Source organism: Halobacterium yunchengense (assembly GCF_037031165.1).
Lineage (GTDB): Archaea > Halobacteriota > Halobacteria > Halobacteriales > Halobacteriaceae > Halobacterium > Halobacterium yunchengense.
Genome location: NZ_JAYEZL010000001.1, coordinates 760,578 through 786,123, shown reverse-complemented (window position 1 = coordinate 786,123; position 25,546 = coordinate 760,578). Strand labels below are relative to the sequence as shown.

Below are 25,546 nucleotides of genomic sequence, written 5' to 3'. Positions count from 1 at the left end.
ACCTACAAACCATCAAGGCTAACGAACCTCCCAGCCGGGAGGTGGGCCCATAGCTCAGTGGTAGAGTGCCTCCTTTGCAAGGAGGATGCCCTGGGTTCGAATCCCAGTGGGTCCATCCCGCTCGGGAGTCATCGAAAACCGTGTCCCTTAAGTGGGAAACGGGGATACGATGAGTCCCAAGCACGACTGATGCACCGCCCCGCGAGAGCGCGGGCGGGAAGGGTCGATGTACGCTCCTCAGTCACCATGGGGACGTGCGATGACGACCGCGTGTAAGTGCAATCCAGGCGCTCACTGGACTCGACCGCCGTGGTCGAGTACCGACTGTCGGTCACATCCGTGACTCGACAGCGCTCACCCACAGTGGTGAGCATCGTCGTTGGCTTCACCGCCAACAACCTCGACCACTTCGTGTGGTTGAGTACCATCGTCGACTGTTCTGCAGTCGACGACCATCCAACGTGGCTACTGTGCCACCTGGTGGATAGCTCGGCTCGGATGCCGACGAAGGACGTGCCAAGCTGCGATAAGCCTGAGGGAGCCGCACGGAGGCGAAGAACTCAGGATCTCCGAATGGGAATCCCCACCGCAATTGCTGCGCGCAATGGGGAACGGCCGGAATTGAAACATCTCAGTACGGCCAGGAAGAGAAACCGAATGGGACGCCGTTAGTAATGGCGAATGAACGCGGCCCAGTCCAAACCGAAGCCTTCTGGGCAATGTGGTGTTCGGACTGACGACCATCGCCTGAACGTTCACGCGAAGTCTCCTGAAACGGAGCGCGATACAGGGTGACAGCCCCGTACCGTGGACAAGTAGGGCGTGAGTCAGCTCCAGAGTAGCGGGGGTTGGAAATCCCTCGTGAAGATGGCAGGCATCGACTGCCAAGACTAAGTACTCTCCGAGACCGATAGCGAACAAGTAGTGTGAACGAACGCTGAAAAGCACCCCACAAAGGGGGGTGAAATAGGGCTTGAAATCAGGTGGCGATGGAGCGACGGGGCATGAAAGGCCTCACTGGGAACGAGGCAGGCGCGAGCCTGCAGTAGGACCTGTGAGGAGCCGATGTTCCGTCGTACGTTTTGAAAAACGAGCCAGGGAGTGTGCCTGTTTGACGAGTCTAACCGGAGTATCCGGGGAGGCGCAGGGAAACCGACATGGCCGCAGCGCTTCGCGTGAGGGCCGCCGTGTTCAAGCGCGGGGAGTCAAACGGGCACGACCCGAAACCCGGTGATCTACGCGTGGGCAAGGTGAAGCATGGCGAAAGCCATGTGGAGGCCTGTTAGGGTTGGTGTCTTTCAATACCCTCCCGTGACCTACGTGTAGGGGTGAAAGGCCCATCGAACCGGGCAACAGCTGGTTCCAACCGAAACATGTCGAAGCATGACCTCTGCCGAGGTAGTTCGTGGGGTAGAGCGACCGATTGGGAGGTCCAACTCCGAGAGGAGTTGGCCTCCCTGTCAAACTCCGAACCTACGAACGCCGTGGACGCAGGGAATCCGGTGTGCGGGGTAAGCCTGTGCACCGTGAGGGAGACAACCCAGAGTTAGGTTAAGGTCCCAAAGTGTGAGCTAAGTGCGATTGAAGGTGGTCCCGAGCCCTAGACAGCCGGGAGGTGAGCTTAGAAGCAGCTACCCTCCAAGAAAAGCGTAACAGCTTACCGGCCGAGGTTCGGGGCGCCTAAAATGATCGGGGCTCAAGTTCACCACCGAGACCTGACGGCGTGCGTAACAGCGCGATCCAGTAGGTTGGCACTCTGTTCGGGCGGAAGTTCGGGCGAGAGCTCGAGTGGACCGAATGGGGACGAAAATCCTGGCCATAGTAGCAGCGTTAGTCGGGTTAGAACCCCGACGGCCGAAAGAGCAAGGGTTCCTCGGCAATGCTGATCAGCCGAGGGTTAGCCGGTCCTAAGGCCCGTCGTAGTTCGAACGGGTCGAAAGGGAAACGGGTTAATATTCCCGTGCCACCGTACAGTGAAAGTCGACGCCTCGGGGTAGCTCGAGCCGGGCCATCGCCCGGTCGAACCGTCCAAGTCCGTGGAAGCCGTAATGGCAGGAAGCGGACGAACGGCGGGACAGGGAAACTCGAGTCAACCTGGGGCCCGTGAAAAGACGAGTACGGTGTCCGTACCGAGATCCGACACAGGTGCTCTGGCAGCGAAAGCCAAGGTCTGTCGGGAACAACCGACGTTAGGGAATTCGGCAAGTTAGTCCCGTAAGTTCGCGATAAGGGATGCCTGCCCGGCAATCGGGCAGGTCGCAGTGTCTCGGAGGCTCCGACTGTCTAATAACAACATAGGTGACCGCAAATCCGAAAGGACGCGTACGGTCACTGAATCCTGCCCAGTGCGGGTATCTGAACACCCAGTACAATGGGGCGAAGGACCCGTTAACGGCGGGGGTAACTATGACCCTCTTAAGGTAGCGTAGTACCTTGCCGCTTCAGTAGCGGCTTGCATGAATGGATCAACGAGAGCCTCACTGTCCCAACGTTGGGCCCGGTGAACTGTACGTTCCAGTGCGGAGTCTGGAGACCCCCAAGGGGAAGCGAAGACCCTATAGAGCTTTACTGCAGGCTGTCGCTGGGACACGGTCGCTGATGTGCAGCATAGGTAGGAGACGTTACACAGGTGCGTGCGCCAGCACGTCGCCGAGTCATCAGTGAAATACTACCCGTCAGTGACTGTGACCCTCACTCCGGGAGGAGGACACCGGTAGCCGGGCAGTTTGACTGGGGCGGTACGCGCTCGAAAAGATATCGAGCGCGCCCTAAGGCTACCTCATCCGGGTCGGAGACCCGGAGAAGAGCGCAAGAGCAAAAGGTAGTCTGACAGTGTCCTACACAACGAGGGACGCTGAGGCGAAAGCCTGGTCTAGCGAACCAATGAGCCTGCTTGATGCGGGCCATTGCTGACAGAAAAGCTACCTTAGGGATAACAGAGTCGTCACCCGCAAGAGCACATATCGACCGGGTGGCTTGCTACCTCGATGTCGGTTCCCTCCATCCTGCCCGTGCAGAAGCGGGCAAGGGTGAGGTTGTTCGCCTATTAAAGGAGGTCGTGAGCTGGGTTTAGACCGTCGTGAGACAGGTCGGCTGCTATCTATTGGGGGTGTTATGGTGCCTGACAGGAACGTCCGTATAGTACGAGAGGAACTACGGACGGGTGCCACTGGTGTATCGGTTGTCCGAGAGGGCACGTGCCGAGCAGCTACGCACCACGGGGTAAGGGCTGAATGCATCTAAGCCCGAAACCCACCTGGAAAAGAGGCACCGTCGAGGTCACTCGTAAAACACGAGTTCGATAGACTCGGGGTGTACGCGTCGAGGCAACGAGACGTTCAGCCCGCGAGCACTAACAGACCGACGCCACACACTCATGCACTCAACCACAGACGTGGTCGAGTCCAGGCGTTAACTGGATTGCACTTACACGCGGACGTCCGCCGACACTGGTGTCCCGGATCGCCGGGAGCGACGGTTCGATTCCGTCGGTCGGTATTAAGGCGGCCACAGCGGCGGGGCAACTCCCGTACCCATCCCGAACACGGAAGATAAGCCCGCCTGCGTTCCGGTCAGTACTGGAGTGCGCGAGCCTCTGGGAAATCCGGTTCGCCGCCTGCCATTCATACTCTCATTCAGCCTCGAACAGCTGTCGCGCTGTTCGGGGCTGTCTGCATTTCTCGCGCGGAGTGGCGACACTGGCGACCGCTACGTTTAAACGCGCGAGCGAAGTACGACGACGTAGTGCCAAGGTGGCAGAGTCCGGCCTAACGCAGCGGCCTGCAGAGCCGCCCACCGCCGGTTCAAATCCGGCCCTTGGCTCTCATCCTGTTCCGTTTCGAGTCCGGTGAGCGCGGTCCACGGATCGTCGAGGGACGCGTTCGCGCGTCGACGGACGGGCGGACGCCCGTCGGATTGCCGCGACGGGGACGGTCGGCGGGCCGCTGGCGCCGGAAAGTAACGATTATACGACGCCCTCTCCTGGCTTCTGGTATGCAACGACGTGCTGCGACGGTGTCCGTCGCGGTGTTCCTCCTGTTGGCGGCAGGCGCGTACTCGTACATCGGCGTCGCCCAGCAGCCGGACATCGAACTGAGCGATCCGGACTACAAGGTCTCGACGGGCGAGACGACGATCGAGGGCACGACGTACAACGTCACCGACCTCGGTGAGTCGTCGGCGGCGGCGACGTGGGTGAACGAGTCGGCGCGGTACACAGAGACGCTGGGGGCCAACGACACGGTGACCTACCAGGGTGACAACTACACCGTGGTGATACCCGACCAGGAGGAGTACGAGGCGTTCGAGCTCCGCGAGGTCCAGGAGGTCGACCGGCCGACCGTCGAGGACAACGGGACGACGTACGTCATCGTCGAGGAGGACGGCGAGCGCCGCCTCGTCGAGCGCGACGAGTACCTGGACGAGCCGACCGTCCACCAGTTCGAGGTGGGCGACCGCTTCGAGCGACCGGACAACGACAACGAGACGCGCGTGGCCGCGGTGACCGAGTCGGAGGTGACCGTCGAGTGGTTCGCGCCCCGGACGAACGAGTTGAGCTTCGACGAGGGCGAGAACACGACGGTCGGTGAGACGCCGTACCTCGCGCACTTCCCGGGCGACGGGACGATGGAGTTGACGACGGACTACGCGGACTACGAGTCCGACGCGGCCGCCCAGCGGACGTTCCACGAGCGCATGAACGGCCTCTGGGGGATCGTCATCCTGAGCGGGATGGCGGCGTCCCTGCTGGTGATGCTGGCGTTCATGCCGTCGCGGTACTGACGTCGTCTGGTTCTCTCGGTCTCGGCGGGCCGCGTCGTTCCGTCAGGCTTACCGTGTTCGCTGGCGAGGCCTCGAGCATGCGAGACGTGTTCGCCGATTCGCTGGACGCGTACGGCGTGCTGGTCGCGGCGTTCCTGGTGCTGGTCGGCGTGGGGACGCTGGTCGGGATGCCGTGGCAGCACAGCAACAGCGCCGCGGTGACGGTGCTCCAGGTGGCCGGCGCGCTGGCGACGGCGGCCGTGGGGACGGGCCTGGGCTGGCTCGTCCACACGCAGTAGTGGATGCCTAGCCGACGAGCAGCCGCAGGTTCAGCGCCGTGAGCGCGGCGCCGACGGCGGCCAGCAGCAGCGGCGGGAACGCGTAGCTGACGCGGTCCCGCCAGGCGTGCATCGCGTACACGCTGAGCGCGAGACAGCACGCGAACACGGCGAGCTTCGCGGCGACGAGGCCGCCGAGGCCGAACGCGTCGACCGCGGTGGCGACGACTGGATTGCCTTCCTGTAGCCCGGGCGCGTAGAAGGCGAGCGCCACGGTCGTCACGACGTCGCCGCCGCCGTACGCGAGCGCCGCGCCACCCCAGAGCAGGTAGAACTCGCGTTCGCTCGTGACGGCGTCGTCGACCGTCAGCCAGTCCATGCACGCACCTCGCGTCGGACCGCGAAAAAGCTCGCGACGGTCGCGTCCGGCACGCGTCCTCCCGCACGCTCTCCGCCCTGGACGGGCCGAGAGGGATTTGAACCCCCGACCGTCTGGTTAAAAGCCAGACGCTCTGCCGAACTGAGCTATCGGCCCTCGGTGTGACGTCGGGCGTGCCGCGGTTAAACGTTTACCATCCAGCGAAAGCCTCACGCGGGCGTCAGTGGACGCCTGGGTGTGGACGACCTGCGGGAGCACGCGTCCGCGCTGGTGGCGTTGGCGTCCGTGGGCGGCGAGGACGCCGCGGCGTCCGCGCGCCGAGACCGTGCACGTCCGGGAGCGACTCGCGGCAGTCGGCCTCAGAGGTACTCGCGGAGCGCGTCGGCGACGACGTCGTCGGGGTCGCGGTCGGCGACGGTGGCGTGTCGGCGGAGGTCGCGGTAGACGTCCGAGGGGAGTTCGACGGCGAGTTCGCCGGGCGTGACGCCCAGGGACTCGAGGACGGCCGAGAGGTCCTCGCCGCCGTTGACGGCGCTGGCCGCCTCGCGGACGTCGCGGACGGTGAGGTCGTTGTCGACGACCGCCCACGCGAGCAGGTAGCGGTCGTCGCCGCCGACGCGCGCGATGTGTTTCGCGGCGGTCGGCGGGACGTGGCCGGCGGCGACGTGCTCGCGGACGGCCCGCGGGAGGTCGTGGACGCGGGCCCACTTCCGGATGAAGGAGACGCCGACGTCGCCGTCGGCGCGCTCGGCGGCGGCCTTGTAGGAGTTCTCCGCGCGCACGAGCGCGGCGCAGGCGGCGGCGCCGCGGAGCATGAAGAGGTGGCTGTCGCCGAGTTCGTCGCGGGCGAACGCGCCGACGGTCGCGGCGGCGTCCGCGACGCTGTCGGGGTCGCCGGGGTCGAACGCGACGGCGTCGCTGGCGTGGTCGCCGGTGACGCGCTCGTCGCCGCGGACGACCGGTTCGCCGACGGGCGACTCGCGGTCCGTCGGCGGGCGGCGGTCGTCTGTCATAGTGGGACGTAGCGGGCTGGGGCGTAAAACACCTATTCCTCCTCGTCGGCGCCGCCGCTCCGGCGCTCGGAGAGGTGCTCCCAGATCTCTGTGCAGCCGGCGCCGGGTTCGACGCCCGCGAGGTGGGCGTCGTCGCGGTCGCGGTCGCCGTCGGCGTCGGTCTCGCCGTCGCCGCGCCCGTCGGGGTCTGCGTGGTCGTTCACTCGCGGGCCACCTCCTCGTCGTCGAACAGTTCGGGGGCGGCGTCCGCGGAGGCGTGCTGGCGTCGGCCGCGCGCTTCCTCTGGCATGGGCGGTCGTTGGCGTCCGGCCCGTATAACGCTCGCTTCGGCCGCAACGCCCGCCAGCGCTGGCGGGTAGGGGCGAGCTTTGACGGCGTCCGCGACGACGGGCAGGCGTTGCCAGCGCCGACGCGGGGAGGTGGCGGCGCCGCCAACCGGGGGTATGGCGACGCGACTGCGACTGCTCGACGACGCCGCGTGGGTGAGCGTGAACGACGACCGCGCTGCCGGGGTCAGCGAGGTGTGGCCGGTCGCGGACTCGTTCTGTTCGTGCGCGCCGGCGTGGCTCGCGGTGGAGGCCTTCGCGGACGTGGGCGCGGACGGCCGGCGCGTGGAGGCGCGGGCGCACGGGCACTGCGTGTCCTGCGGGGCGGCCGGGACGACCCCCTGGCTGCCCGTGGGGAAGGTGACCGACGAGGGGTTCGCGGCCGTCTCGGGGGTTCGCCGGTCGCGGCGACGTTCGCCGCCGTCGGATCGAGGCGGGCAACGTTGACGGCAAGCGCGCCTACGTAAGGCCGACGCCCGACTGGACGCGTATGCCAACGGACGTCGAGCGCTGGAAGGACGAGCTCTACGGCGAGGAGATACGGGAGCGGCTCTTCGAGTTCGCGGAGGCGGGCTGGGAGTCGATCCCGGACGACGAGCGGGACGCGTGGTTCGAGCGGTTCAAGTGGTGGGGGCTGTACCACCAGCGGAAGGGCCAGGAGTCGTACTTCATGCTGCGTGTCGGGACGCCGAACGGCGTCCTCGAGCCCGGGCAGCTGGAGACGGTCGCGGCGGTCGCCGACGAGTACGCGCGCGGCCCCGTCGACAACCCGGAGTTCGGCGCGGCGTACTGCGACTGGACGACCCGCCAGTCGATCCAGCTGCACTGGATCAAACTGGAGGACGTCCCCGAGCTCTTCGAGCGGCTGGAGGCGAACGGGCTCTCGGCCCAGCAGGCCTGCGGTGACTCCTGGCGGAACGTCGTCGGGTGTCCGGTCGCGGGGAAGGACACCCACGAGCACGTGGACGCGTGGCCGGTCGCGCGGGAGCTCCACGAGACGTTCAAGGGCAACGACGAGCACGCGAACCTGCCCCGGAAGTGGAAGGTCTCGGTGACGGGCTGCGACGAGGGCTGCGGGCAGGGCGACATCAACGACCTCGCGTTCGAGCCCGCGGAGAAGCACGGCGAGCTCGGGTTCAACGTCCGCGTCGGCGGCGGCCTCGCGCGCAAGGAGCCGCGGTTCGCCCGGGACGTCGACGTCTGGGTGCCCGAGGAGCGGGTCGTCGACCTGGCGGGCGCGGTGTCGCGGCTGTTCCGCGACCACGGCGACCGCGAGGACCGGTACAGCGCCCGCATGAAGTTCCTCGTCGACGAGTGGGGCGCGGCGGAGGTGCGCCGCGTCCTCCAGGCGGAGTACGTCGACTGGGAGCTCGAGTCCGCGGGCGAGGACCTCCGGGAGTCGTACACGTACAACGCGGGCGGCGACGAGCACGGCGACCACGTGGGCGTCCACGAGCAGCCCGACGGCGACTACTACGTCGGCCTGAACGTCCTCGTGGGGCGGATGGGCGTCGAGGACGTCTCCGAGCTCGCCGAGCTCGCCGACGAGTACGGCAGCGGCGAGGTCCGGCTGACCCAGCGCCAGAACGTCGTGGTGACGGACGTTCCGGAGGCGGACCTCGAGGACTTCCTCGCGGAGGACCTCCTCGAGGACTACTCGCCGGACCCCCACCCGTTCATGCGCGGCTCGGTCGCCTGCACGGGCACCGAGTACTGTTCGCTGTCCATCGTGGAGACGAAGAACCGCCAGGTGCGGTACGCGCGCTGGCTGAGGGACAACGTCGACGTCCCGGCGGGCGTGACGGACTTCCACGTTCACCTCTCGGGGTGTACGGCGTCCTGCGCGCAGCCCCAGATCGCGGACGTGAGCCTGCGCGGCATGAAGACGCGGAAGGACGGCGAGCCCGTGGAGGCGCTGGACGTCGGCCTGGGCGGCGGGCTCGGCGAGCAGCCGCGGTTCGCCGACTGGGTGGAACTGCGCGTGCCCGCCGACGAGGTGCCGGGCTACATCCGGAACCTCCTCGACGCCTACGAGGCCGAGCGCGACGGCGAGGAGACGTTCCGGGAGTTCGTCGCGGCCCGCGACGAGGACGAACTCCAGGGCCTCGCGGACCCCGAGGAGACGAGCTACGAGGACCCCTACATGCACAACACGAAGACGACGTGGTACCCGTACGCCGACGACGACGGCATGGACGAGAGTCCGGCGCCGACGGACGGCGAGGGCGAGCCGATCTCGGCGGACGACTGAGATGGCCGACCGCATCGTCTCCGTGAACGCGTACACGACGTTCACGCTGCTGGACGGCGAACTGGAGGGCCACGGCTGGCGGACGGACGCGCCCGCCGTTGTCAACGTGACGCGCGCCGACGACGGCGACGGCGTCGTGCTCGAGTTCGAACTGGACAACACGGCGGCCGACGGCGTGCCCGCGCACGCCGACCGCCTCGCGCTCTCCGCGGCCGAAGCCCGCGAGCTGGCGGCCGAACTGGCGTCGTACGCCGACCGCGTCGCGGACTGATCACTCGCGGACCGGTCACTCGTCGCGTCTGGCTCGCGCGCGCCACCGGCGCTGCTGTTCGCGCTCGGCGACGTGCTCGACGCCGCCGGCGACGTCCTCGCGGACCGCGTTCTCGAAGTCGCTGACGGCCGCGAGGAGGCCGTGCCGGAAGTCCTCGACGAGCTCGTAGCTCCACCGGTCGCCGACGGCGCCCGCCGGGAGGTGGCGGTCGCGGAGCCGGTCGGCGTAGCCGTCGTGGCCGGCGGCGCGGAACAGCGACTCGGCCTCCGCGAGGTGGTCCATGCCGCGGCCGAGGCTGTGGTGGAACGCCAGCAGGTGGCCGTACGCGCGGTAGACGTGTTCGACGCCGAGCTGGAGCTCGTGGAGCGCGTCCCGTTCCGTTTGCGTGATGTCGACCATGTTCGGACAGACGCGCCGCTCGCGGTTATCCGTGTGGGTAGATAGCACGCCCCGTCGGCGAACGCGTCCGGCGGTGGGTTTTTCGCCGCGGCGCCGGAGCACACGCCCATGGCCGCAGCGACGGCGTCGAGGGGCTCGCGGTGGTTCGTCGCCGCGGGCGTCGCGTACCTCCTGGCGTGGCAGGCCGCCGTCCTCGCCGCCGCCGTCGGCTGGCTGGCGGCCGCCCGCACGGCGCTGGCGCTCCTGGGCGTCCACGGGTTCGTCGTCCACGTCCTCCTCGGGAAGGCGTACGCGCTCGTGCCGTCGTACTTCGACCGCGCGCTCGCCGCGCCGCGGGCCCCCCTCGCGACGCTCCCGCTGACGGCAGTCGGCGCCGCCGGCCTCGCCGTCGGCGCCGTCGCCGACCTGGACGCGCTCGCCGCCGCCGGCGCGGCGCTGTGGGCGGCCGGCGTGCTCGCGTCCCTCGGCGTGCTCGCGTGGACCATCCGCGGCAACCTCGCGGGCGCCGAGACCGGGACGGGCGAGGCGAACGAGCACCGCGAGCGCGTCGACCGCCTCGCGAACGCCGCGATGCCGGTCGCGCTCGCCTATCTCGCCGCCGGCGCCTACGAGACCGCCGCGGTCGCCCTCGGTCTCCCCGCGCTCGCCGGCGTCGGCTTCCCGGCGGCCGCCCACCTGGTCGCGGCGGGCGGCGCGCTCGGCCTGCTGTTCGCCGTGGGCTTCCGCCTGCTCCCGCGGTTCCTCGTCGCCGCGCCGCCGTTCTGGCTCGTCGCCGTCGTCCTCCCCGCGGGCCTGCTCGGGCCCGCGCTCCTCGTCGCCGGCTTCGCGAGCGGACCGGTGTTCGCCGCGGGCGCCGCGCTCGAGGCCGTCGCCGTCGCGGGCTTCGCCGCCGCCTACCTCGTGCTCTCCGTCCGGACCGACCGCGACCGCGTCGGCTTCCGCGGCGTGCTCGCGGCAGTCCTCAGCGGCCTCGCGGGCGTCGCGCTCGGCGTCGGGTTCGCGTTCGGGCACGTCGCGCCGACCGCCGGGCCCGTGCTCGCGCACCTCCGGCTGAACGTGCTCGGCCTGCTCGGCCTGAGCGTCGTCGGCGTCACCTACCAGTTCTACCCGCCGACCGTGGGCGTGTTCCCGTACAGCGGCGACCGCGCGGCGCTGGCGTCGCTGGTCGCGCTCGCCGCGGGACTGTGGACAGAAGCAGCGGGCCGGCTCGGCGGCGGCGACCGGCTCGTCGCCGCGGGCGCCGCGGTCGGCGTCCTGGGGGCGCTCGCGTTCGCGTACCTCGTGGCGAGCGCGCTCCGCGCGCGGGCGGCGCGGCGGTGACTACGGCCAGAGGCCGCGGGTCTCGTGGGCCTCCGCGACGCGGGAGAGCGCGACGATGTACGCGGCGTCCCGCCACGTGACGTCCCGGGCCTCGTACTCCGCGCGGACGTCGTTCCATGCCGCGAGCATCTCTGCCTCGAGTTCCTCGTTGACGCGCTCCAGGGACCACGCGCGGCGGTTGATGTCCTGCAGCCACTCGAAGTACGAGACGGTGACGCCGCCCGCGTTCGCGAGGATGTCCGGGACGACGGGGATGCCGCGCTCGGCGAACACCTCGCTGGCGGTGCTGGTCGTCGGACCGTTCGCGCCCTCGATGACGATGTCCGCGCGCACGTCGTGGACGTTGTCCGCGGTGAGGACGTTCCCGACGGCGGCCGGGATCAGCACGTCGACGTCGAGCTCCAGCAGCTCCCCGTTGGTGACCGTCTCGGGGGCCTCGTGCCCCATCACGGCCTCGGGCTCTTCGTGGTGGGTGGGGACCGAGTGGGTGTCGAGGCCGTCGGGGTCGTAGATGCCGCCGTTGACGTCGCTGACGGCGACGACGTTCGCGCCCCAGTCGTCGAGGAGGCGCGCGGCGTTCGCGCCGACGCTCCCGTACCCCTGGATGGCGACCGACGTCTCCCCGAGGTCTTTCCCGTAGTAGTCGACGGCCTCCCGGGCGATGATGGCGACGCTGCGGCCGGGCGCGCCGTCACGCCCCTTGCTCCCGCCGACGATGGGGGGCTTGCCGGTGACGACGCCGGGGATGGTCTCGCCCTCCTGCATCGAGTAGGCGTCCATCAGCCACGCCATCGTCTGCGGGTCGGTGCCCATGTCGGGCGCCGGGATGTCGACGGTCGGGCCGATGACCTCGCGGATCTCCTCGGCGAACCGCCGGGTCAGGCGCTCCTTCTCGCCGTCGCTGAGCGCCTTCGGGTTGACCGCGACGCCGCCCTTCGCGCCGCCGAACGGCAGGTCCATCACCGCGCACTTCCAGGTCATCCACATGCCGAGGCCGACGCACTCGTCGCGCGTGACCTCGGGGTGGTAGCGCAGGCCGCCCTTGAACGGGCCGCGGACGCTGTCGTGCTGGGCGCGGAACCCCGTGAACACCTCGACGGTGCCGTCGTCGCGCTCGACGGGGACGGTCACCTCGTGGACGCTGTTGGGGTGCTGGAGCCGCTCGACGATGTTGTCGTCGATGTCGAGGTGGTCGGCGGCGTGCCGGAGCTGGCGGCGCGCGGTCTGCAGGGCGGACTCCGGTTCGGGCTGTTCGTCGGCTGCCTCGTCGTGGGTCGTCGTGCTCGACGCCATGTCACTCGATGGGTGTGCGGCGGTTGCGGAGTTCGCCGGCGCAGTCCGGGCACTCGCCGGGGTGGGACTCCGCGACGACGATACTCCCGCACTCGAAGCACTCGTAGGGCGATTCCTCGGCCTGGGTCTGGTCGACGTCTCTCATGGCTGGACGAGCACCGGCGCGGTCACCGCGGGTACTCTACCAATCCGTAATGAGCATATAAGGGAATACGTCCTGGTTGGCCACCAAACCTCGCTGCTGGAGGGGGGTTGACAGTCCAAGTCAGTCGCCGTGGGCGGTCGCGACCGGGAGGTGGTCGTCGACGAGCGCGGCGAACAGCTTCCGCTGGACGGTGCGGACGTGCTGGTAGAACGCCTGCGCGGAGACGCCCAGGGACGCCGCGACCTCCTCGCCCGTCGACCGCCGCGGCGACTCGAAGTAGCCGCTGTAGTAGGCGGTCTCGACGACCTCCAGCTGGCGCTCGGTGAGCTTGTCGAGGACGGACGCGTAGAACCCGCGCTCGGAGGGCTGCTCGCGGGTGTGCTTGGCGGTGAGCTCGGCGTCCGCGAACCGGTCGTCGACGAACCGGCCGACGCGGCTGGCGTCGACGCTCCCCGGGACGTCGACGGTCAGCGTCGTCGCCGTCGGCGTGGCGTCGACGCTGCGCAGCACCGCGCCGTGGTCGGCCAGCTCCGTCGGGAGGAACGACTCCGAGAGCCACAGCCGCACCACGCCGCCCGCGTCGCCGCCGCTCACCGCGCGCGCGTCCTCCACCGCGACGAGGTCCGCGGCCGCCTCAGCGACCGCGTCGACGGGCGCGTCCTCGACGGTGACGAACACGTAGCTGCCCTCGGAGGTCTGCTGGACGCCGCCCTCGTAGGACAGCGCGCAGTCCGCCGCGCGCGCCAGCCGCGCCAGCACGAACGACGGGTCCTCGACGGCGAACTCCACGCGGGTCGTCGTCGTCGTGAGCAGCGCGCGCTTGCGCTCGCTGGCGCTGATCGCGGACGCGATGGTCGCGCCGAGCTCCGCGAGGACCGTCCGCACGGTGTCGTCGAAGGCGTCCGGCGCGGACGCGTACACCGTCAGCACGCCGTGCGTGATGTCGTTGTACGACAGCGGGATGCTGAGCGCGGACAGGAAGTCCCGCGCGAGCGCGTCCGACCGCCAGGGCGCCGAGCGGAGGTCCGCGGCGACGTTCGACACGAGCGTCACCTCGCCGGTCGCGGCGGTGCGCGCGGCCGGCTCGGCGCGCTCGTCGTCGACGCGCGCCGGCCTCGCGTCGAGGTAACCGTCCCCGTCGCCGGCCCACGCCTTGGGTTCGACCGCGCCCGTCGCGTCGTCGACGGTCCCCACCCACGCGAACTGGAAGCGGTCCTCGCCGGTGAGCAGCTCGCAGACCGTGCGGTCGATCTCCTCGCGGGTCTCGGCCTGCACGAGCGCCTGGTCGATCTCGCGGATGGTCTCGTTGATGCGGTTGAGCGCCGTGAGCTGGTCGTTGCGGCGCTGGAGCTCGCGGTCCTGCTCGCGCAGCCGGGACTCCCGGTCGACGCGGTCGAGGGCGGCCTCCGCGGTCGCCGCCAGCAGGTCCGCGAGCTCCCGGGTGACGTCGTCGACGTCGTCGACGGCCGACGAGCCCGCGACGAACACCCCGTGGTTGCCCAGCGGCACGTACAGCGTGCTCCGGAGGTCCGTCGCGGGGTTCGCGAGCCGGTCGGCGTCGTGGACGTCCGGGAAGTACAGCGACTCGTCGGCGACGAAGCAGTGGCTCGGCAGCGTCTGCCCGTCGGCGTGGACGGCCGGGAGCGGGCCGTGGGCGTCCCGCATCGCCTGCGAGTGCGCCGCGGGCTCGAGGTCGTTGGTCGCCGCGTCGAGGAGGTAGACCGCGCTGGCGTCGAGGTCGAGTACGCCCGCGGCGTCGTCGACGACGCGCTGGGCGATCTCGCCGTGGGTCTCCGCGTAGAGGAACTCGCGGGCGGTCTCCTGGAGGGTGGCGAGCGCGTCCTCCCGTTGCTTGCGCTTCGTGACGTCCCGGCAGCTGTACAGCAGCGAGCCGTCCTGGATGTCGACCTCGCGGACGTTCACGAGCAACGTGTGCTCGCGGCCGGCCTTGTCGGTGGCCGTGCACTCGATGTTCTTCAGGACGCCGCGCTCGGCGAGCTCCTCGCGGTCGAAGAGGTCGTCGCCGAGCAGGTCCTCGATGGTGCCGAGCTCACGGATCTCGTCGGCCGTGTACCCGAAGATGAAGTGGACGTTCGGGCAGACGTACGTGTACTCGCCGTCCTCGTCGGCGATGAGGACGGTGTCGGTCATGTTGTTGAGGGTGACGCGGTGGAGCTGTTCGGACTGCCGGAGCTCCCGCTCGAGGTCGACGCGCTCGGTGATGTCGACGCCCTCGACGACGACCGACACGAGGTCGCCGCGCTCGTCGGTCACCGGCCGCGCGGACAGTTCGACGACGCGGTCGCCGGTGACGCCGGGCGGCGTGACGACGGCGTGCCCGAGCCGCCCCTCGAGTGCGGTCTCGACGACGCGCCGGACGTCCGCGCGGACGTCCTCGGTCGTCCACCACGGCAGCGTCCAGAACGCGTCGCCGACGACATCGCCGACCGCGGCGTCGACGGCGCCGCGCGCGGTCTCGTTGACGCGCGCGACGCTGCCGTCGGGGTCGAGCACCCACGTCGCGGTGCGGTCGTCGTGGAAGATGGCGTCGAACTGGCGCGCGCGGTCCCGCCTCGTGCGGGCGCGCTTCGCGGACCGGAGCGCGCGGTCGGCGCGGTCGAGCAGCGTCGCGGCGGCGTCCGCGAGCGGGTCGTCGACGGGGACGTAGTCGGTGACGCCGGCCGCGACGGCGTCGCTGGCGAGCGCCTCGCTGCCGTCGCGCGCGCCGAGCACGACGGGCAGCGTCACGGCGCGGTCGCGGACGCGTTCGACGAGGTCGATGCCGGTCGCGTCGCCGAGGTCCTGCGCGGCGACGACGCAGTCGACGCCGCCCTCGCGGACGGCGTCGTGGGCGTCCGCGGCGGACGCGGCGGTCCGCACGGTCGCGGTCGTGTGGTCGTCGAGCGCTTCGGTGACCGCCGCCGTCCAGTCGGTGTCGCCGGCGACGAGCACGGTCGCGGAGTCGAGCAGTGAGTCGGCGAGCGTGTTCATGGGGTCGAGGGGATCGGGGTGCCGTACGGGGGTCTTCGACCGTCGTAGACGCTAGCGCAGGAAAACCCTACCCATTTCACTTTCAACGTACGGGGGAACGAGGGATTTAATAGTAAACAACCTTGTCGGGTGGTGCTGTGGTTGTCCACCTGCTGCCCACTGGCGGCGTTCGACGGCCAGCCACCGCCTCGAGCCCGCCAGCACTGGCAGGCGGGGGACAGTCATCCCCTAAAGCCCGCCAGCACTGGCTGGCGGGCGCGAGCGACGACGGACCGCCTCGTTGTCGGCCGCCAGGCGTCCTACAGCGCGACGCGTTCGCCGCGCTCGGGCGCGCTCGCGTCGAAGCCGTCCGCGCGCAGTTCCGCGGCGAAGTCCGCGCAGCGGTCGCCGTGGTCGACGAGCACGCGGCTGCCGCGGTAGTCCTCGAGGAAGCCCAGGAGGCCGTCGCGGTCGGCGTGCGCGGAGAAGTCGAACTCGCGGACGCGCGCGGCGACCCGGCGGTGCCGGCCGCCGAGTTCGGCGCTCCCCGTCTCGAGGAGCTCCCGTCCCGGCGTCCCCGCGACCTGGTAGCCCGTGAGCGCGACGAGGTGCTGGGGGTTGCCCGCGACCGCGGGCACGTACGTCATCGCGGGGCCGCCGGAGAGCATCCCGGCCGTCGTCACGATGGCCGTGGGCTCGTCCGCGATGCGGCGGCGCTGGCCGTCCCGCGTGGACGCATCGAGGAAGCGCGCGTGCCCACACGCCCGGAGGAAGGCGTCGGGGTCCCGGAGGAACTCGCTGGTCCGCCTGAAGCGCTCCGTGACGGCGACGCCCATGCCGTCGACGTAGCAGTCGACGTCGTGGGCGTGACAGACCATCGCGAGCTCCTGCGTGCGGCCGATGGCGAACGCGGGGACGACGGCGGTGCCGCCGCCCCGAACCGTCTCCCGGACGGCCGTCGCGAACCGGTCCTCGATGCTCGCGCGGTCCTCGCGCGCGACGTCCGCGTACGTGGACTCGGTGATCACGACGTCGGCGTCCGGCCTGGCGGTCGTCCCCGAGAGCAGGCGCTGGTCCTCGGTGTTGAAGTCCGCCGTGTACAACAGCCGCGTGTCCCCGTCGTCCACCAGTACGTGCGCGCTCCCGGGGATGTGACCGGCGTCGAAGAGCGTGACCTCGTAGCCGGCCGCGTCGAACGGCTCGCCGTAGCCGTGCGGCTCGGAGACCTCGCCGAGCCGGGCGACCTCCGCGCGCGTGAACGGGCAGTCGTAGCGGCCGCCCCGCGCGTTGCCGGTGCCCGGGCCCCTGCTCGCGCCCTGGAGTTTGAGGGTGTCCTTCGCGAGCAGGCGCGTCAGGTCCCGCGTGGGCGGCGTCCAGTGCACGGGCGGGCGGCGGTCGCCGGCGACGAGCGCGGGGACGGCGCCGGCGTGGTCGAGGTGGCCGTGGCTGACGACGACGGCGTCCGGGTCGACGTCGCCGACGGGGTACCGGGGCGGCGTCCCGGGTTTCACGCCGTAGTCCAACAGTAGCGAGTCGTCGACGAGAATCGCGCTGCGGCCGACTTCGCGCGCGCCGCCGAGGAACCGCACGTCCATACTCGCGGTAGCGGGCGCCGGGGTTTCCGTCCACCGGTTCGCGCCGCACGCGGACGCCCCACAGCCGCCGGCGAGCGCGCCCCACGGGTTCGTGGACGTGCCTGGGGTCGCCGGCGAGCGCGCCCCACAGCCGGTGTGGGCGCGCGCACCTGCGGCTGTTCGCCGGTTCGCTGTCGTGCCGGCGCCGAGACGCGCGGCCTCCACGTCCCGTGAGAGCACTTCACAACCCGCTCCCCTCAACCCACCGGACAACATGTTCGGTCGCGTTCCCGCGTCGCTGTAGCCTGCTCGCCGGTTTACGTGTACCCGGCTGTGACCGCCGAGGTGAGGCAACAATGGACCACTACACACGACGACGGGTTCTCGCTAGCACTGGCGTTGTCGGCGCGGTGGCGCTCGCCGGCTGTACCGGCGGCGGGGGTGACGGCGACGGGAACGGCGGCGACGGGAACGGTGGCGACGAGACGACCGCCGCCACCACGGAGAGCGACTCCGGGAGCGGCGGCGAACAGTACGAGCAGACCTCGACGGTCGAGATGACCGACGAGCTCGTCTACGAGCCAGCGCGCATCGAAGTCGAGGCCGGCACGACGGTCACGTGGCAGACCACGGGCGCGGTCGGCCACACCGTCACGGCCTACGAGGACGCGATTCCGGACGGCGCCGAGTACTTCGCGTCCGGGGACTACGACTCCGAGCAGGCCGCCGTGGACGGCTACAACAGCGACCAGGGCGGCGACGTCCCGGAAGGCGAGACCTACGAGCACACCTTCGAGACGACCGGCACGTACGAGTACTACTGCATCCCCCACGAGATGAACGGGATGGTCGGCTACGTCAGGGTGGTGTAGATGGCGGCAGACGACCCCAGCGAGTCCGGAGACGCCCTCGACCCCGCGGACGTCGTCGAGCGCCACGAACGGCAACTCGAGGACCTGCTGGCTGACGTCGACGAACCGACGCCCCGCGGCGACGAGGACACCACGCTGGAACTCGCCGGCCTCGAACTCGGCCGGCGGGACTTCGTGAAGGCGGGCGCCGCCACCGGCGCGATGGCCGGGCTCGCGGGCTGTTCCGGCAACCTCGTCGGCGGCGGCGGCAACACGACCACCGCGAAGTCCTCGGAGTCGGGGGCGCCCGACCACAAGGTGGCGCCGGGCGAACACGACGAGTACTACGGCTTCTGGTCGGGCGGCCAGTCCGGCGAGATCCGCATCGTCGGCATCCCCTCGATGCGCGAACTGATGCGCATCCCCGTGTTCAACAGGGAGGCCAGCCGCGGCTACGGCTTCGACGACCAGACCGCCGAACTGCTCGCGGAGTCCGGCGGCTACACGTGGGGGGACAACCACCACCCCGTGCTGTCGGAGACGGACGGCGACTACGACGGCGAGTACCTCTGGGTGAACGACAAGGCCAACGGCCGCATCGCCCGCGTGAACCTGAAGTACTTCGAGACGGACGCCATCACGGACGTCCCGAACGTCCAGGCGATCCACGGCTGCGCCGTCCAGAGCCCGGACACGGGCTACATCTTCGGGAACGGCGAGTTCCGCACGCCGCTGCCGAACGACGGCCGCGACCTCGACGACCCCGGCGAGTACACGTCGCTGTTCTCCGCGGTCGACCCCGAGTCGATGGAGACCCAGTGGCAGGTCGAGGTCGACGGCAACCTCGACATCGTCGACACCGACAAGGACGGCCGGTGGGCCATCGCCTCGGCGTACAACGACGAGGAGGGCGTCGTGGTCTCCGAGATGACCCGCGACGACCGCGACTACGTGAAGGCCTTCGACGTGCCCGCCATCGAGGAGGCCGTCGAGGCCGGCGAGTACGAGGAGGTCAACGGCGTCCCCATCGTCGACGGCACCCGCGACAGCGACCTGAACCGCGGCGACGACCCCATCGTGCGGTACATCCCGACGCCGAAGAGCCCGCACTGCGTGGAGGTCGGCCCGGACGGCGACTACGCGTTCGTCGCCGGGAAGCTCTCCCCGACGGTGACGATGATCGACATCGCCGCCCTCGAGGAGTCCAGCGACCCCGAGGACGTCGTCGCCGGCCGGCCGAAGGTCGGCCTCGGGCCGCTGCACACGACCTTCGACGGGAACGGGCACGCGTACACGTCGCTGTTCATCGACTCCCAGTGCGCGAAGTGGGACATCGAGGCGGCCGTCGAGGCCGACACCGGCTCCAGCGAGCCGGTCGTCGAGAAGCAGGACGTCCACTACAACCCCGGCCACATCCAGGCGCTGGAGGCGATGACCGTCGACCCGGACGGCGAGTGGCTGGTCAGCCTGAACAAGCTCTCGAAGGACCGGTTCCTGCCGGTCGGCCCGATCCACCCGGACAACGACCAGCTCATCTACATCGGCCAGGGCGACACGGAGATGGAGCTGGTCGCCGACCACCCGGCGTACCCCGAGCCCCACGACTGCGTGTTCGCGCACCGCGACAAGCTCGACCCCGCGACGACGTGGGACCGGGCCGACTACGAGGGCGAGAAGGAGTACGTCACGAAGGAGAACTCCAGGGTCGAGCGCACGGGCGAGCGCTCCGTCGAGGTGAAGACGTCCTCGATGCGCTCGGAGTACGGCCTGAAGGACTTCACCGTGAAGGAGGGCGACGAGGTGACGCTCACCGTCACGAACATCGAGGGCGTCCGCGACGTCATCCACGGCGTCGCCGTCCCCGAGCACGACGTCCACCTCGCCATCGCCCCCCAGGACACCCGCGAGGCGACGTTCACCGCCGACGAGCCGGGCGTCTACTGGGTGTACTGCACGTACTTCTGCAGCGCGCTCCACCTGGAGATGCGCTCGCGGATGCTCGTGGAACCGCGCGACGACTGACTCCCCGTCTGTCGTCCACGCGACGACTGACTCCCCGTCTGTCGTCCACGCGACGACCCGGTCGGCCTGCGACGACCGGTCCGCGGTCGCGGCGAACACCGGCGGCCGTCAGGGGTGCCGGCGGCGCGCGTGCGCCGCCGGCGGCCCGCGCGGCCGCGACCGGTGGTTCGTCCCCCGAACCCCGGCAGGTGACACCCAATGGACTACGAGAAACCGGACGCGTCGGCGTTCCTCGAACTGCGCCGCGGGCTCCCGCTGGTGGCGGCGGCGCTGTTCGTCGCGGCGCTGCTGTTCCCGATGTGGCGCATCGCCGTCGACGCCGTCCAGTACCCGGACACGACGCTGCGCCTCCAGCTGTACGCCTACCCGCGCATCGCCGGCGACTACGTGGAGATGGCGAACCTCAACAAGTACATCGGCTTCTACTACCCCGACCCCGTCTACTGGCAGCCGAACTACGAGCCACACCCGCGTGCGGTCGACGTGCCGGAGTGGTCGCTCGGGCCGCTGGCGTTCGTCGCGGTGTCGGCGTGCGCGGCGTTCGTCGCGCTCGCGCCGGACGCGGAGCGCCTGAAGCGCGGGCTCACCGCCCAGCTCGTCGGCACCGTGGTGGTGTTCGGCGTGCTGCTCGCGGACATCCAGTACCGGCTCTACCAGGCCGGCCACACGCTCGACCCGGACGCGCCCGTGATGGGCGTCTCGGGGTTCACGCCGCCGCTGTGGGGGTCCTACCAGGTGGCGAACATCACGAGCCACAGCCGGTTCGGGCTGGGCGCGTACGTGGCGGTGGCGGCCGTGGCGCTGCTCGTCGTCGCGTTCTTCTTCCGGGACAGCGACGCGACGCCGCGGGACGTCGCGGGGTCGCTGGCCGCGCGCGTCGGCCGCCGCGGCGGCGACACGGAGCCCGCCGGCGAGGACCCGGCGCGCACGGGGGACGCGGAGGCGGGGAGGTGACCGCCCGTGGCTGAACGCTTCGAGGCCGGGTTCGCTGTCGCGGCCGCCGTCGTCCTCGTGGCGAGCGTCGGCGCCGCGGTCGCCGCGCCCGGCGGGCCGCCCGACGGCCGGGCGGCCCTGGAGCTCGACCGGTCGGTCCCCGACGAGTACGATTTCCCCGCGCCGAGCGAGGCACTCGGCCCGGCCGGCGAGGGGACGGCGTCCGTCGACGGCCGGCAGTACGACTCCCTGCGGGCGGCCGTCGACGCCGCCGAGCCCGGCGACACCGTCCGCGTCGACGGACACGTCGAGGGCCCGGTCACCGTCGACACGCCGAACGTCACCGTCGCTGGCGCGTCGCCCGACGACGCGGTCGTCTCCGGCGACGAGACCGGGGACGTGCTCACGGTGGCCGCCGACGGCGTCACCGTCCGCGACGTCTGGGTCCGGAACGCCGGGTACAGCACCGCAGACGAGGACGCCGCCGTCTGGGTGAACGGCGCGGACGCGACCGTCGCGGACGCCCGCGTCACCGACACCACGTTCGGCGTCTGGGTGGACGGCGTGCCGGACGCCCGCATCGAGAACACCACCATCGTCGGTCGCGACGGCGTCGAGCGGCGGTCCGACCGCGGCAACGGCATCCAGCTGTGGCGCGCCACCGACGCGCGCGTCCTCGACAACCGCGTCACGGACGCCCGCGACGGCGTCTACTTCTCCTGGAGCAGCGGCGTCCGCGCCGGCGGGAACGAGCTCTGGGACCTCCGGTACGGCGTCCACTACATGTACTCCGACCGGAACCGCCTCGCGAACAACACCGCGTTCGGCAACGACGTCGGGTACGCGCTGATGGTCTCCGACGACCTCGAGATCGTGGACAACGTCGCGTTCGACAACAGGGGGACGAGCGGCCACGGCGTGCTCCTCAAGGAGGTCGACCACTCCACCGTCGCCGGGAACGACCTCGTCGGCAACGAGAACGGCGTGTTCGTGTACAACTCCGTGGACGACGCGATCGCGGACAACCTCGTGCTCGCCAACGACGTCGGCGTCCACCTCACCGCCGGCAGCGTCCGCGAGCGCGGCCACGGCAACTCCTTCGTCCGGAACGGCGACGCGATGAAGGCGGTCGTCGGCGAGCGGGTGGCGTGGAACGACAGCGACCGCGGGAACTACTGGAGCGACGCGCGGCCGGTCGACGTCGACCACGACGGCGTCAGCGAGGTCCGGTACCAGGCGACCGGCGCGCTCGACCGGCTGACCCGCAGCCGGCCGGCGACGGAGGTGTTCGCGTCCAGCCCGGCGTTCGACGCGGTGCGGCTCGCCGGCCGCAGCGTCCCGCTCGCGGAGACGCCCGGCGTCGTCGACCACCACCCGCTCGCCGCGCCGGCACACGACGACTGGAGGCAGTACTATGAGTGACATCGAACTCCGAGACGTCCGGAAGACCTACGGCACCGTCACCGCCCTCGACGGCGTCTCCCTCAGCGTCGCGCGCGGGGAGACGGTCGGCCTCGTCGGCCGGAACGGGGCGGGCAAGACCACGCTGTTCAAGCTGCTCGTCGGCCACGAGACGCCGGACGCCGGCGACGTCGCGGTCGCGGACCTGCCGCCGGCCGCGGACACCGCGCTCCGCGAGCGCGTCGGCTACCTCCCCGAGCGCGCGGGGTTCCCGCCGTCGTTCACGGGCCGCGAGGTCCTGGACTTCCACGCTCGCGTGCGCGGCGTCGCCGGCCGCGCCCGCCGCGTCGAGCGCGTGCTGACGACCGTGGGGCTCGCGGACGTCGCGGACCGCGCGGTCGGCGGCTACTCGAACGGCATGAACCGCCGGCTCGGGCTCGCGACCGCGCTCGTCGGCGACCCCGACGTGCTGTTGCTCGACGAGCCGACGGCCGCCCTCGACCCGGCCGGCGTCGCCGACTTCCACGAGGTCGTGGCGGCGCTCTCCCGGGAGACCGACGTCACCGTCGTCCTGACCTCGCACGTCCTCCCCGAGGTCGAGCGGCTCTGCGACCGCGTCGTCGTCCTCGACGACGGCGCCGTCAGCGTCGAGGGCGACGTGGCGGACCTCCGGCGGACCGCCGGCGACGCGGTCTCCGTGGTCTCGACGGTCGCCGGCGACCCCGCCGCGGTCGCCGACCGCATCGGCGACGTCGACGGCGTCGTCGACGCGACCGCGGACCCGCCCCGCGTCCGCCTCGAGTGCCGCCGCGAGCGCGTCTTCGACGTCCTCGACGCGCTCCGCGACGCCGCCGACGTCGCGGACGTGGAGGTCGCCGAACCCGGCCTCGAGGCCGTGTTCCGGGAGACCGTCGGCGCCGACCGCCGCGTCCACCTCGCGGCAGACGGAGGTGAGCGGCGATGACCGACGATGAGTCCGTTCCCGACGGCGGCGACGAGGTCGTTCCGGATAGCGGGCCCGCCACGGACGGCGGCACGGAGGCCGCCTCCGGCGTCGACGCCCGCCTCGGTCGGGAGGCCGACCACGCCGACCGCCTCGACCGCGACGCCGACCACGCCGACCGCATCGGCGGGGAGGCCGTCGGCGAGACCGACGCCGCGGCCGGCGTGGACCTCCGCGGCACCGCCGTGGGCGCCGCGCAGGTCGCCGTCCGCGAGTACCGGCTCGCGGTGCGGCGGCGGTGGGCGGTCGGCGTCGCCGTCCTGTTCGCGCTGTTCTCCGCGTCGCTGGTGTTCCTCGGGGGCTCCGGTGTCGGGCCGGCGCGCGTCGACGCCGTGCTCGCGAGCTTCGCGCAGGTCGGCGTCTACCTCGTGCCGCTGGCCGCGCTCGCGGTCGGCTACGACGCCGTCGTCGGCGCCGACGAGTCCGGCAGCCTGGAGCTGCTCGCGGCGCTCCCGCTCTCGAGTGCGTCGGTCGTCGTCGGCAAGTACCTCGGGCGCGCCGCCGCGCTCGGGGGCGGCATGCTCGTCGGGTTCGCGGTCGGCGGCGCGCTCCTCGTCCGCTACGCGGGCGCGAGCGCGCTGGGGGCGTACGCGGCGGTCGTGCTGTCGGCGGTCGCCGCGGCGCTGGCGTTCCTCGCCGTGAGCGTCCTCGCGTCCACGCTCGCCGGCGAGAAGACCCACGCGCTCGGCGCCGTGCTCGCGACCTGGGTGTGGTTCGTGCTCGTCCACGACCTCGCCGCGCTCGGCCTCGTCGCCACGCTCGACCTCCCGCAGTGGGCGGTCAGCGCGGCGGTCCTGCTCAACCCCGCGGACCTGTTCCGCGTGCTCGTCCTGAGCGGCATCCCCACCACCGCGGGCGGCATCGCCGGCGTCCTCGAGACCGCGAGCCTCGAGCCGACGGCGCTCGCCGCCGCGCTCGCCGCCTGGACCGCGGTCCCCCTCGCCGCCGCCGTCGCGGCGTTCCGGCGGCGCTCCCTCTAGTCCGCCCCGTCCGCCCCGTCCGCCCACGTCCGCACGCGGAACCGCCGGTAGCCGCCGTGGCTCGCCTCCAGCGCGCCCATCCACCAGTTCCAGCGCTCCGCGGGCGACCCCTCGGGGGCGTCCCCCAGCTGTTCGACGACGAACGCCGGCGTCAGCTCCGCGCCGAGGTCGGCCTCGAGTTTGCCGGCGTCCGCGAGGTCGCCGGCCGTCCGCGCGACCGCGCGCCGCTCCGCTGGCGACCCGCCGAACGCCTGCCGGAGGTGCAACATCAGCAGTTCGCGGTCCATCCGCCTCGTCGTTGGGCGGTCCGCCGCATCAACGCTCGGGTGGCGAGTGGCCGGTCCGCGGCGGCCTCGCCCGGGTACCGGCCCGATCGGCCGCTCCGGTACGGCGAACTCCCTCGAATCACCGCCGCCGCCGCGTGACTCGACCGCTCGCGGCTTCGACGGGTTTTTGAATCACGCCGGACTCGTTTCACGCATGGCTACGTTCCAGGTCGTCGTCTCCGACCCCGAGTCGGGGCGAAGCTACCAGCGCGAGGTCGACGGACAGGACGCGAACCGCTTCATCGGCCGCGAGATCGGCGACGAGGTCGACGGCGGCGCAGTCGACCTCGAGGGCTACACGGTCGAGATCACGGGCGGCAGCGACACCGCCGGGCGGCCGATGCGCGAGGACGTCGCCGGCAGCGACCTCCAGGACGTCCTGCTGACCGGCGGCACCGGCTTCAACCCGACCGACGACGGCGAGCGCAAGCGCGTCACCGTCCGCGGCCGCGAGGTCTCCGACGACACCGCCCAGCTCAACGTCTCCGTCCGCGAGCGCGGCGAGGAGTCCGTCGAGTCCCTGTACGGCGAGGGCGAAGCAGACGACGAGGCCGAGGCCGCCGAGGCCTGACAGCGCCACGCTTTTTCGGGCCGGCGGCGTACCCGGGTTCGTGAGCGACTACGACGCGTATCTCGCCGGGAACCGAACTGACCACGTCGCACTCTACCTCGCGGAGTCGTACGTCTCCGACGTCGACGAGCTCGCCGACCGCGAGGACGCAGAGCGCGTCGGGAACGGGGTCGTCCTCGTCGTGGACGGCGAGCGCGGCCGCAGCGTCTTCCAGACGATCACGGGGATGGCGGCGATGGACTTCGGGTCCGCCGCGATGGACAACCCCGGGCGCGTGGACAGCGACCTCGTGGGCGGCGAGTGCCCGAACGCCGCCGACGGCCCCGGCGGCCACGACGCCGAGTTCGTGTTCTCGTTTGCGGAAGCCCAGAACGAGGACGTCGGCGGCCTGTACGCGGAGGGCGACGTGATTCACGCGTACGTCTACTGCTCGTGCGGGACGGCGTACTCGGACAAGTGGGTCGCGGGCGAGCGCTGAG

General features: G+C 70.9%; 22 protein-coding genes, 3 tRNA genes, 2 rRNA genes and 1 pseudogene. 18 read left to right on the top strand and 10 right to left on the bottom strand.

The genetic code is table 11. From position 1 onward, the window contains the following. Nucleotides 1–43 precede the first annotated feature (43 nt). The 6 genes from U5911_RS04010 to U5911_RS03985 all read left to right on the top strand — a co-directional run bounded on the left by U5911_RS04010 (nt 44) and on the right by U5911_RS03985 (nt 5,060). Nucleotides 44–115, top strand: a tRNA-Ala gene (locus tag U5911_RS04010). A gap of 341 nt (nt 116–456) precedes the next feature. Beyond that, a 23S ribosomal RNA gene (locus U5911_RS04005) occupies nt 457–3,375 on the top strand. 124 nt (nt 3,376–3,499) lie between these two features. Next, nucleotides 3,500–3,621 (top strand): 5S ribosomal RNA (gene rrf, locus U5911_RS04000). 125 nt (nt 3,622–3,746) lie between these two features. Continuing rightward, nucleotides 3,747–3,822: transfer RNA gene (locus U5911_RS03995), tRNA-Cys, on the top strand. A 171-nt stretch (nt 3,823–3,993) separates the two neighbouring features. Next, nucleotides 3,994–4,782: a hypothetical protein gene (locus U5911_RS03990; protein ID WP_336035471.1), complete on the top strand. Its 789-nt coding sequence runs from the start codon at nt 3,994–3,996 to the stop codon at nt 4,780–4,782. A gap of 77 nt (nt 4,783–4,859) precedes the next feature. Next, nucleotides 4,860–5,060 carry a DUF8123 family protein gene (locus U5911_RS03985; RefSeq protein ID WP_336035469.1) on the top strand — a complete coding sequence of 67 codons (201 nt, stop codon included), beginning with the start codon at nt 4,860–4,862 and terminating at the stop codon, nt 5,058–5,060. Nucleotides 5,061–5,067: 7 nt separating this feature from the next. Here the strand turns inward: U5911_RS03985 and U5911_RS03980 are convergent, their stop codons facing one another. The 4 genes from U5911_RS03980 to U5911_RS03965 form a co-directional block, all read right to left on the bottom strand. After that, nucleotides 5,068–5,418: a DUF5658 family protein gene (locus U5911_RS03980; protein ID WP_336035467.1), complete on the bottom strand. Its 351-nt coding sequence runs from the start codon at nt 5,416–5,418 to the stop codon at nt 5,068–5,070. Between the two features lie 82 nt (nt 5,419–5,500). Then, nucleotides 5,501–5,574: transfer RNA gene (locus U5911_RS03975), tRNA-Lys, on the bottom strand. Nucleotides 5,575–5,777: 203 nt separating this feature from the next. Further along, nucleotides 5,778–6,431 (bottom strand): DUF7119 family protein, encoded by a 654-nt coding sequence (locus tag U5911_RS03970; protein WP_336035465.1) that lies wholly within the window; start codon nt 6,429–6,431, stop codon nt 5,778–5,780. A 32-nt stretch (nt 6,432–6,463) separates the two neighbouring features. Continuing rightward, complete coding sequence (locus tag U5911_RS03965) at nt 6,464–6,634, bottom strand: hypothetical protein (protein ID WP_336035464.1); 171 nt, start codon at nt 6,632–6,634, stop codon at nt 6,464–6,466. Between the two features lie 240 nt (nt 6,635–6,874). Here U5911_RS03965 and U5911_RS03960 point away from each other — a divergent pair, with 240 nt between their 5' ends. From U5911_RS03960 to U5911_RS03950, 3 genes are read left to right on the top strand one after another with little or no spacing between them, the layout of a single operon-like run. Continuing rightward, complete coding sequence (locus tag U5911_RS03960) at nt 6,875–7,204, top strand: DUF8134 family protein (protein ID WP_336035462.1); 330 nt, start codon at nt 6,875–6,877, stop codon at nt 7,202–7,204. A 43-nt stretch (nt 7,205–7,247) separates the two neighbouring features. Further along, entirely contained in the window at nt 7,248–9,008 is a 1,761-nt protein-coding gene (locus U5911_RS03955; protein ID WP_336035460.1) for a nitrite/sulfite reductase, read from the top strand. Between the two features lies 1 nt (nt 9,009). Further along, nucleotides 9,010–9,279, top strand: a complete 270-nt coding sequence (locus tag U5911_RS03950; RefSeq protein ID WP_336035459.1) for a DUF6360 family protein — start codon at nt 9,010–9,012, stop codon at nt 9,277–9,279. A gap of 15 nt (nt 9,280–9,294) precedes the next feature. Here the strand turns inward: U5911_RS03950 and U5911_RS03945 are convergent, their stop codons facing one another. Beyond that, nucleotides 9,295–9,678 (bottom strand): hypothetical protein, encoded by a 384-nt coding sequence (locus U5911_RS03945; protein WP_336035457.1) that lies wholly within the window; start codon nt 9,676–9,678, stop codon nt 9,295–9,297. Nucleotides 9,679–9,786: 108 nt separating this feature from the next. Between U5911_RS03945 and U5911_RS03940 the strand changes: the two genes are divergently transcribed. Then, complete coding sequence (locus U5911_RS03940; RefSeq protein ID WP_336035455.1) at nt 9,787–10,998, top strand: hypothetical protein; 1,212 nt, start codon at nt 9,787–9,789, stop codon at nt 10,996–10,998. Here U5911_RS03940 and gdhB read toward each other — a convergent pair whose 3' ends face one another. The 4 genes from gdhB to U5911_RS03920 all read right to left on the bottom strand — a co-directional run bounded on the left by gdhB (nt 10,999) and on the right by U5911_RS03920 (nt 17,001). Next, nucleotides 10,999–12,291: a glutamate dehydrogenase GdhB gene (gdhB, locus tag U5911_RS03935; RefSeq protein WP_336035453.1), complete on the bottom strand. Its 1,293-nt coding sequence runs from the start codon at nt 12,289–12,291 to the stop codon at nt 10,999–11,001. It abuts the gene before it with no gap. A gap of 1 nt (nt 12,292) precedes the next feature. Continuing rightward, nucleotides 12,293–12,436: a rubrerythrin-like domain-containing protein gene (locus tag U5911_RS03930; protein WP_336035451.1), complete on the bottom strand. Its 144-nt coding sequence runs from the start codon at nt 12,434–12,436 to the stop codon at nt 12,293–12,295. Nucleotides 12,437–12,556: 120 nt separating this feature from the next. Beyond that, on the bottom strand, nt 12,557–15,427 hold the full coding sequence (locus U5911_RS03925; RefSeq protein ID WP_336035449.1) for a bacterio-opsin activator domain-containing protein: 2,871 nt from the start codon (nt 15,425–15,427) through the stop codon (nt 12,557–12,559). Nucleotides 15,428–15,726: 299 nt separating this feature from the next. After that, nucleotides 15,727–17,001 carry an MBL fold metallo-hydrolase gene (locus tag U5911_RS03920; protein ID WP_336035447.1) on the bottom strand — a complete coding sequence of 425 codons (1,275 nt, stop codon included), beginning with the start codon at nt 16,999–17,001 and terminating at the stop codon, nt 15,727–15,729. A 335-nt stretch (nt 17,002–17,336) separates the two neighbouring features. Between U5911_RS03920 and U5911_RS03915 the strand changes: the two genes are divergently transcribed. From U5911_RS03915 to U5911_RS03890, 6 genes are all read left to right on the top strand, one after another. Next, entirely contained in the window at nt 17,337–17,852 is a 516-nt protein-coding gene (locus U5911_RS03915; RefSeq protein WP_336035445.1) for a plastocyanin/azurin family copper-binding protein, read from the top strand. Then, nucleotides 17,853–19,853 (top strand): TAT-dependent nitrous-oxide reductase, encoded by a 2,001-nt coding sequence (gene nosZ, locus U5911_RS03910; RefSeq protein WP_336035444.1) that lies wholly within the window; start codon nt 17,853–17,855, stop codon nt 19,851–19,853. It begins immediately after the preceding gene. A gap of 198 nt (nt 19,854–20,051) precedes the next feature. Beyond that, nucleotides 20,052–20,807, top strand: coding sequence for a hypothetical protein (locus U5911_RS03905; protein WP_336035442.1), 756 nt, complete (start codon nt 20,052–20,054; stop codon nt 20,805–20,807). Between the two features lie 6 nt (nt 20,808–20,813). Then, nucleotides 20,814–22,208 (top strand): nitrous oxide reductase family maturation protein NosD, encoded by a 1,395-nt coding sequence (gene nosD, locus U5911_RS03900; RefSeq protein ID WP_336035440.1) that lies wholly within the window; start codon nt 20,814–20,816, stop codon nt 22,206–22,208. Further along, complete coding sequence (locus tag U5911_RS03895) at nt 22,201–23,151, top strand: ABC transporter ATP-binding protein (RefSeq protein WP_336035438.1); 951 nt, start codon at nt 22,201–22,203, stop codon at nt 23,149–23,151. Before nosD ends, U5911_RS03895 begins: the two co-directional genes overlap by 8 nt. Beyond that, on the top strand, nt 23,148–24,170 hold the full coding sequence (locus tag U5911_RS03890; RefSeq protein WP_336035436.1) for an ABC transporter permease: 1,023 nt from the start codon (nt 23,148–23,150) through the stop codon (nt 24,168–24,170). The genes U5911_RS03895 and U5911_RS03890 overlap by 4 nt, the downstream gene beginning before the upstream one ends. Here U5911_RS03890 and U5911_RS03885 read toward each other — a convergent pair. Next, a pseudogene (locus tag U5911_RS03885) lies at nt 24,167–24,469 on the bottom strand (WNWW family protein); the annotation flags it as partial. The gene U5911_RS03890 and the pseudogene U5911_RS03885 overlap by 4 nt on opposite strands. Before the next feature lie 181 nt (nt 24,470–24,650). On the opposite strand from U5911_RS03885, the gene U5911_RS03880 reads away from it, so the two are divergent. Together U5911_RS03880 and U5911_RS03875 are read left to right on the top strand one after the other, a co-directional pair. Beyond that, nucleotides 24,651–25,067 (top strand): 30S ribosomal protein S6e, encoded by a 417-nt coding sequence (locus tag U5911_RS03880; protein ID WP_336035432.1) that lies wholly within the window; start codon nt 24,651–24,653, stop codon nt 25,065–25,067. 40 nt (nt 25,068–25,107) lie between these two features. After that, on the top strand, nt 25,108–25,545 hold the full coding sequence (locus U5911_RS03875; protein ID WP_336035430.1) for a DUF5807 family protein: 438 nt from the start codon (nt 25,108–25,110) through the stop codon (nt 25,543–25,545). Nucleotide 25,546: the final 1 nt, after the last annotated feature.

Coding starts and splice junctions, on each gene's coding strand:
- U5911_RS03990 (WP_336035471.1), top strand. CDS start 3,994: ATGCAACGACGTGCTGCGACGGTGTCCGTCGCGGTGTTCCTCCTGTTG.
- U5911_RS03985 (WP_336035469.1), top strand. CDS start 4,860: ATGCGAGACGTGTTCGCCGATTCGCTGGACGCGTACGGCGTGCTGGTC.
- U5911_RS03980 (WP_336035467.1), bottom strand. CDS start 5,418: ATGGACTGGCTGACGGTCGACGACGCCGTCACGAGCGAACGCGAGTTC.
- U5911_RS03970 (WP_336035465.1), bottom strand. CDS start 6,431: ATGACAGACGACCGCCGCCCGCCGACGGACCGCGAGTCGCCCGTCGGC.
- U5911_RS03960 (WP_336035462.1), top strand. CDS start 6,875: ATGGCGACGCGACTGCGACTGCTCGACGACGCCGCGTGGGTGAGCGTG.
- U5911_RS03955 (WP_336035460.1), top strand. CDS start 7,248: ATGCCAACGGACGTCGAGCGCTGGAAGGACGAGCTCTACGGCGAGGAG.
- U5911_RS03950 (WP_336035459.1), top strand. CDS start 9,010: ATGGCCGACCGCATCGTCTCCGTGAACGCGTACACGACGTTCACGCTG.
- U5911_RS03945 (WP_336035457.1), bottom strand. CDS start 9,678: ATGGTCGACATCACGCAAACGGAACGGGACGCGCTCCACGAGCTCCAG.
- U5911_RS03940 (WP_336035455.1), top strand. CDS start 9,787: ATGGCCGCAGCGACGGCGTCGAGGGGCTCGCGGTGGTTCGTCGCCGCG.
- gdhB (WP_336035453.1), bottom strand. CDS start 12,291: ATGGCGTCGAGCACGACGACCCACGACGAGGCAGCCGACGAACAGCCC.
- U5911_RS03930 (WP_336035451.1), bottom strand. CDS start 12,436: ATGAGAGACGTCGACCAGACCCAGGCCGAGGAATCGCCCTACGAGTGC.
- U5911_RS03925 (WP_336035449.1), bottom strand. CDS start 15,427: ATGAACACGCTCGCCGACTCACTGCTCGACTCCGCGACCGTGCTCGTC.
- U5911_RS03920 (WP_336035447.1), bottom strand. CDS start 17,001: ATGGACGTGCGGTTCCTCGGCGGCGCGCGCGAAGTCGGCCGCAGCGCG.
- U5911_RS03915 (WP_336035445.1), top strand. CDS start 17,337: ATGGACCACTACACACGACGACGGGTTCTCGCTAGCACTGGCGTTGTC.
- nosZ (WP_336035444.1), top strand. CDS start 17,853: ATGGCGGCAGACGACCCCAGCGAGTCCGGAGACGCCCTCGACCCCGCG.
- U5911_RS03905 (WP_336035442.1), top strand. CDS start 20,052: ATGGACTACGAGAAACCGGACGCGTCGGCGTTCCTCGAACTGCGCCGC.
- U5911_RS03895 (WP_336035438.1), top strand. CDS start 22,201: ATGAGTGACATCGAACTCCGAGACGTCCGGAAGACCTACGGCACCGTC.
- U5911_RS03890 (WP_336035436.1), top strand. CDS start 23,148: ATGACCGACGATGAGTCCGTTCCCGACGGCGGCGACGAGGTCGTTCCG.
- U5911_RS03880 (WP_336035432.1), top strand. CDS start 24,651: ATGGCTACGTTCCAGGTCGTCGTCTCCGACCCCGAGTCGGGGCGAAGC.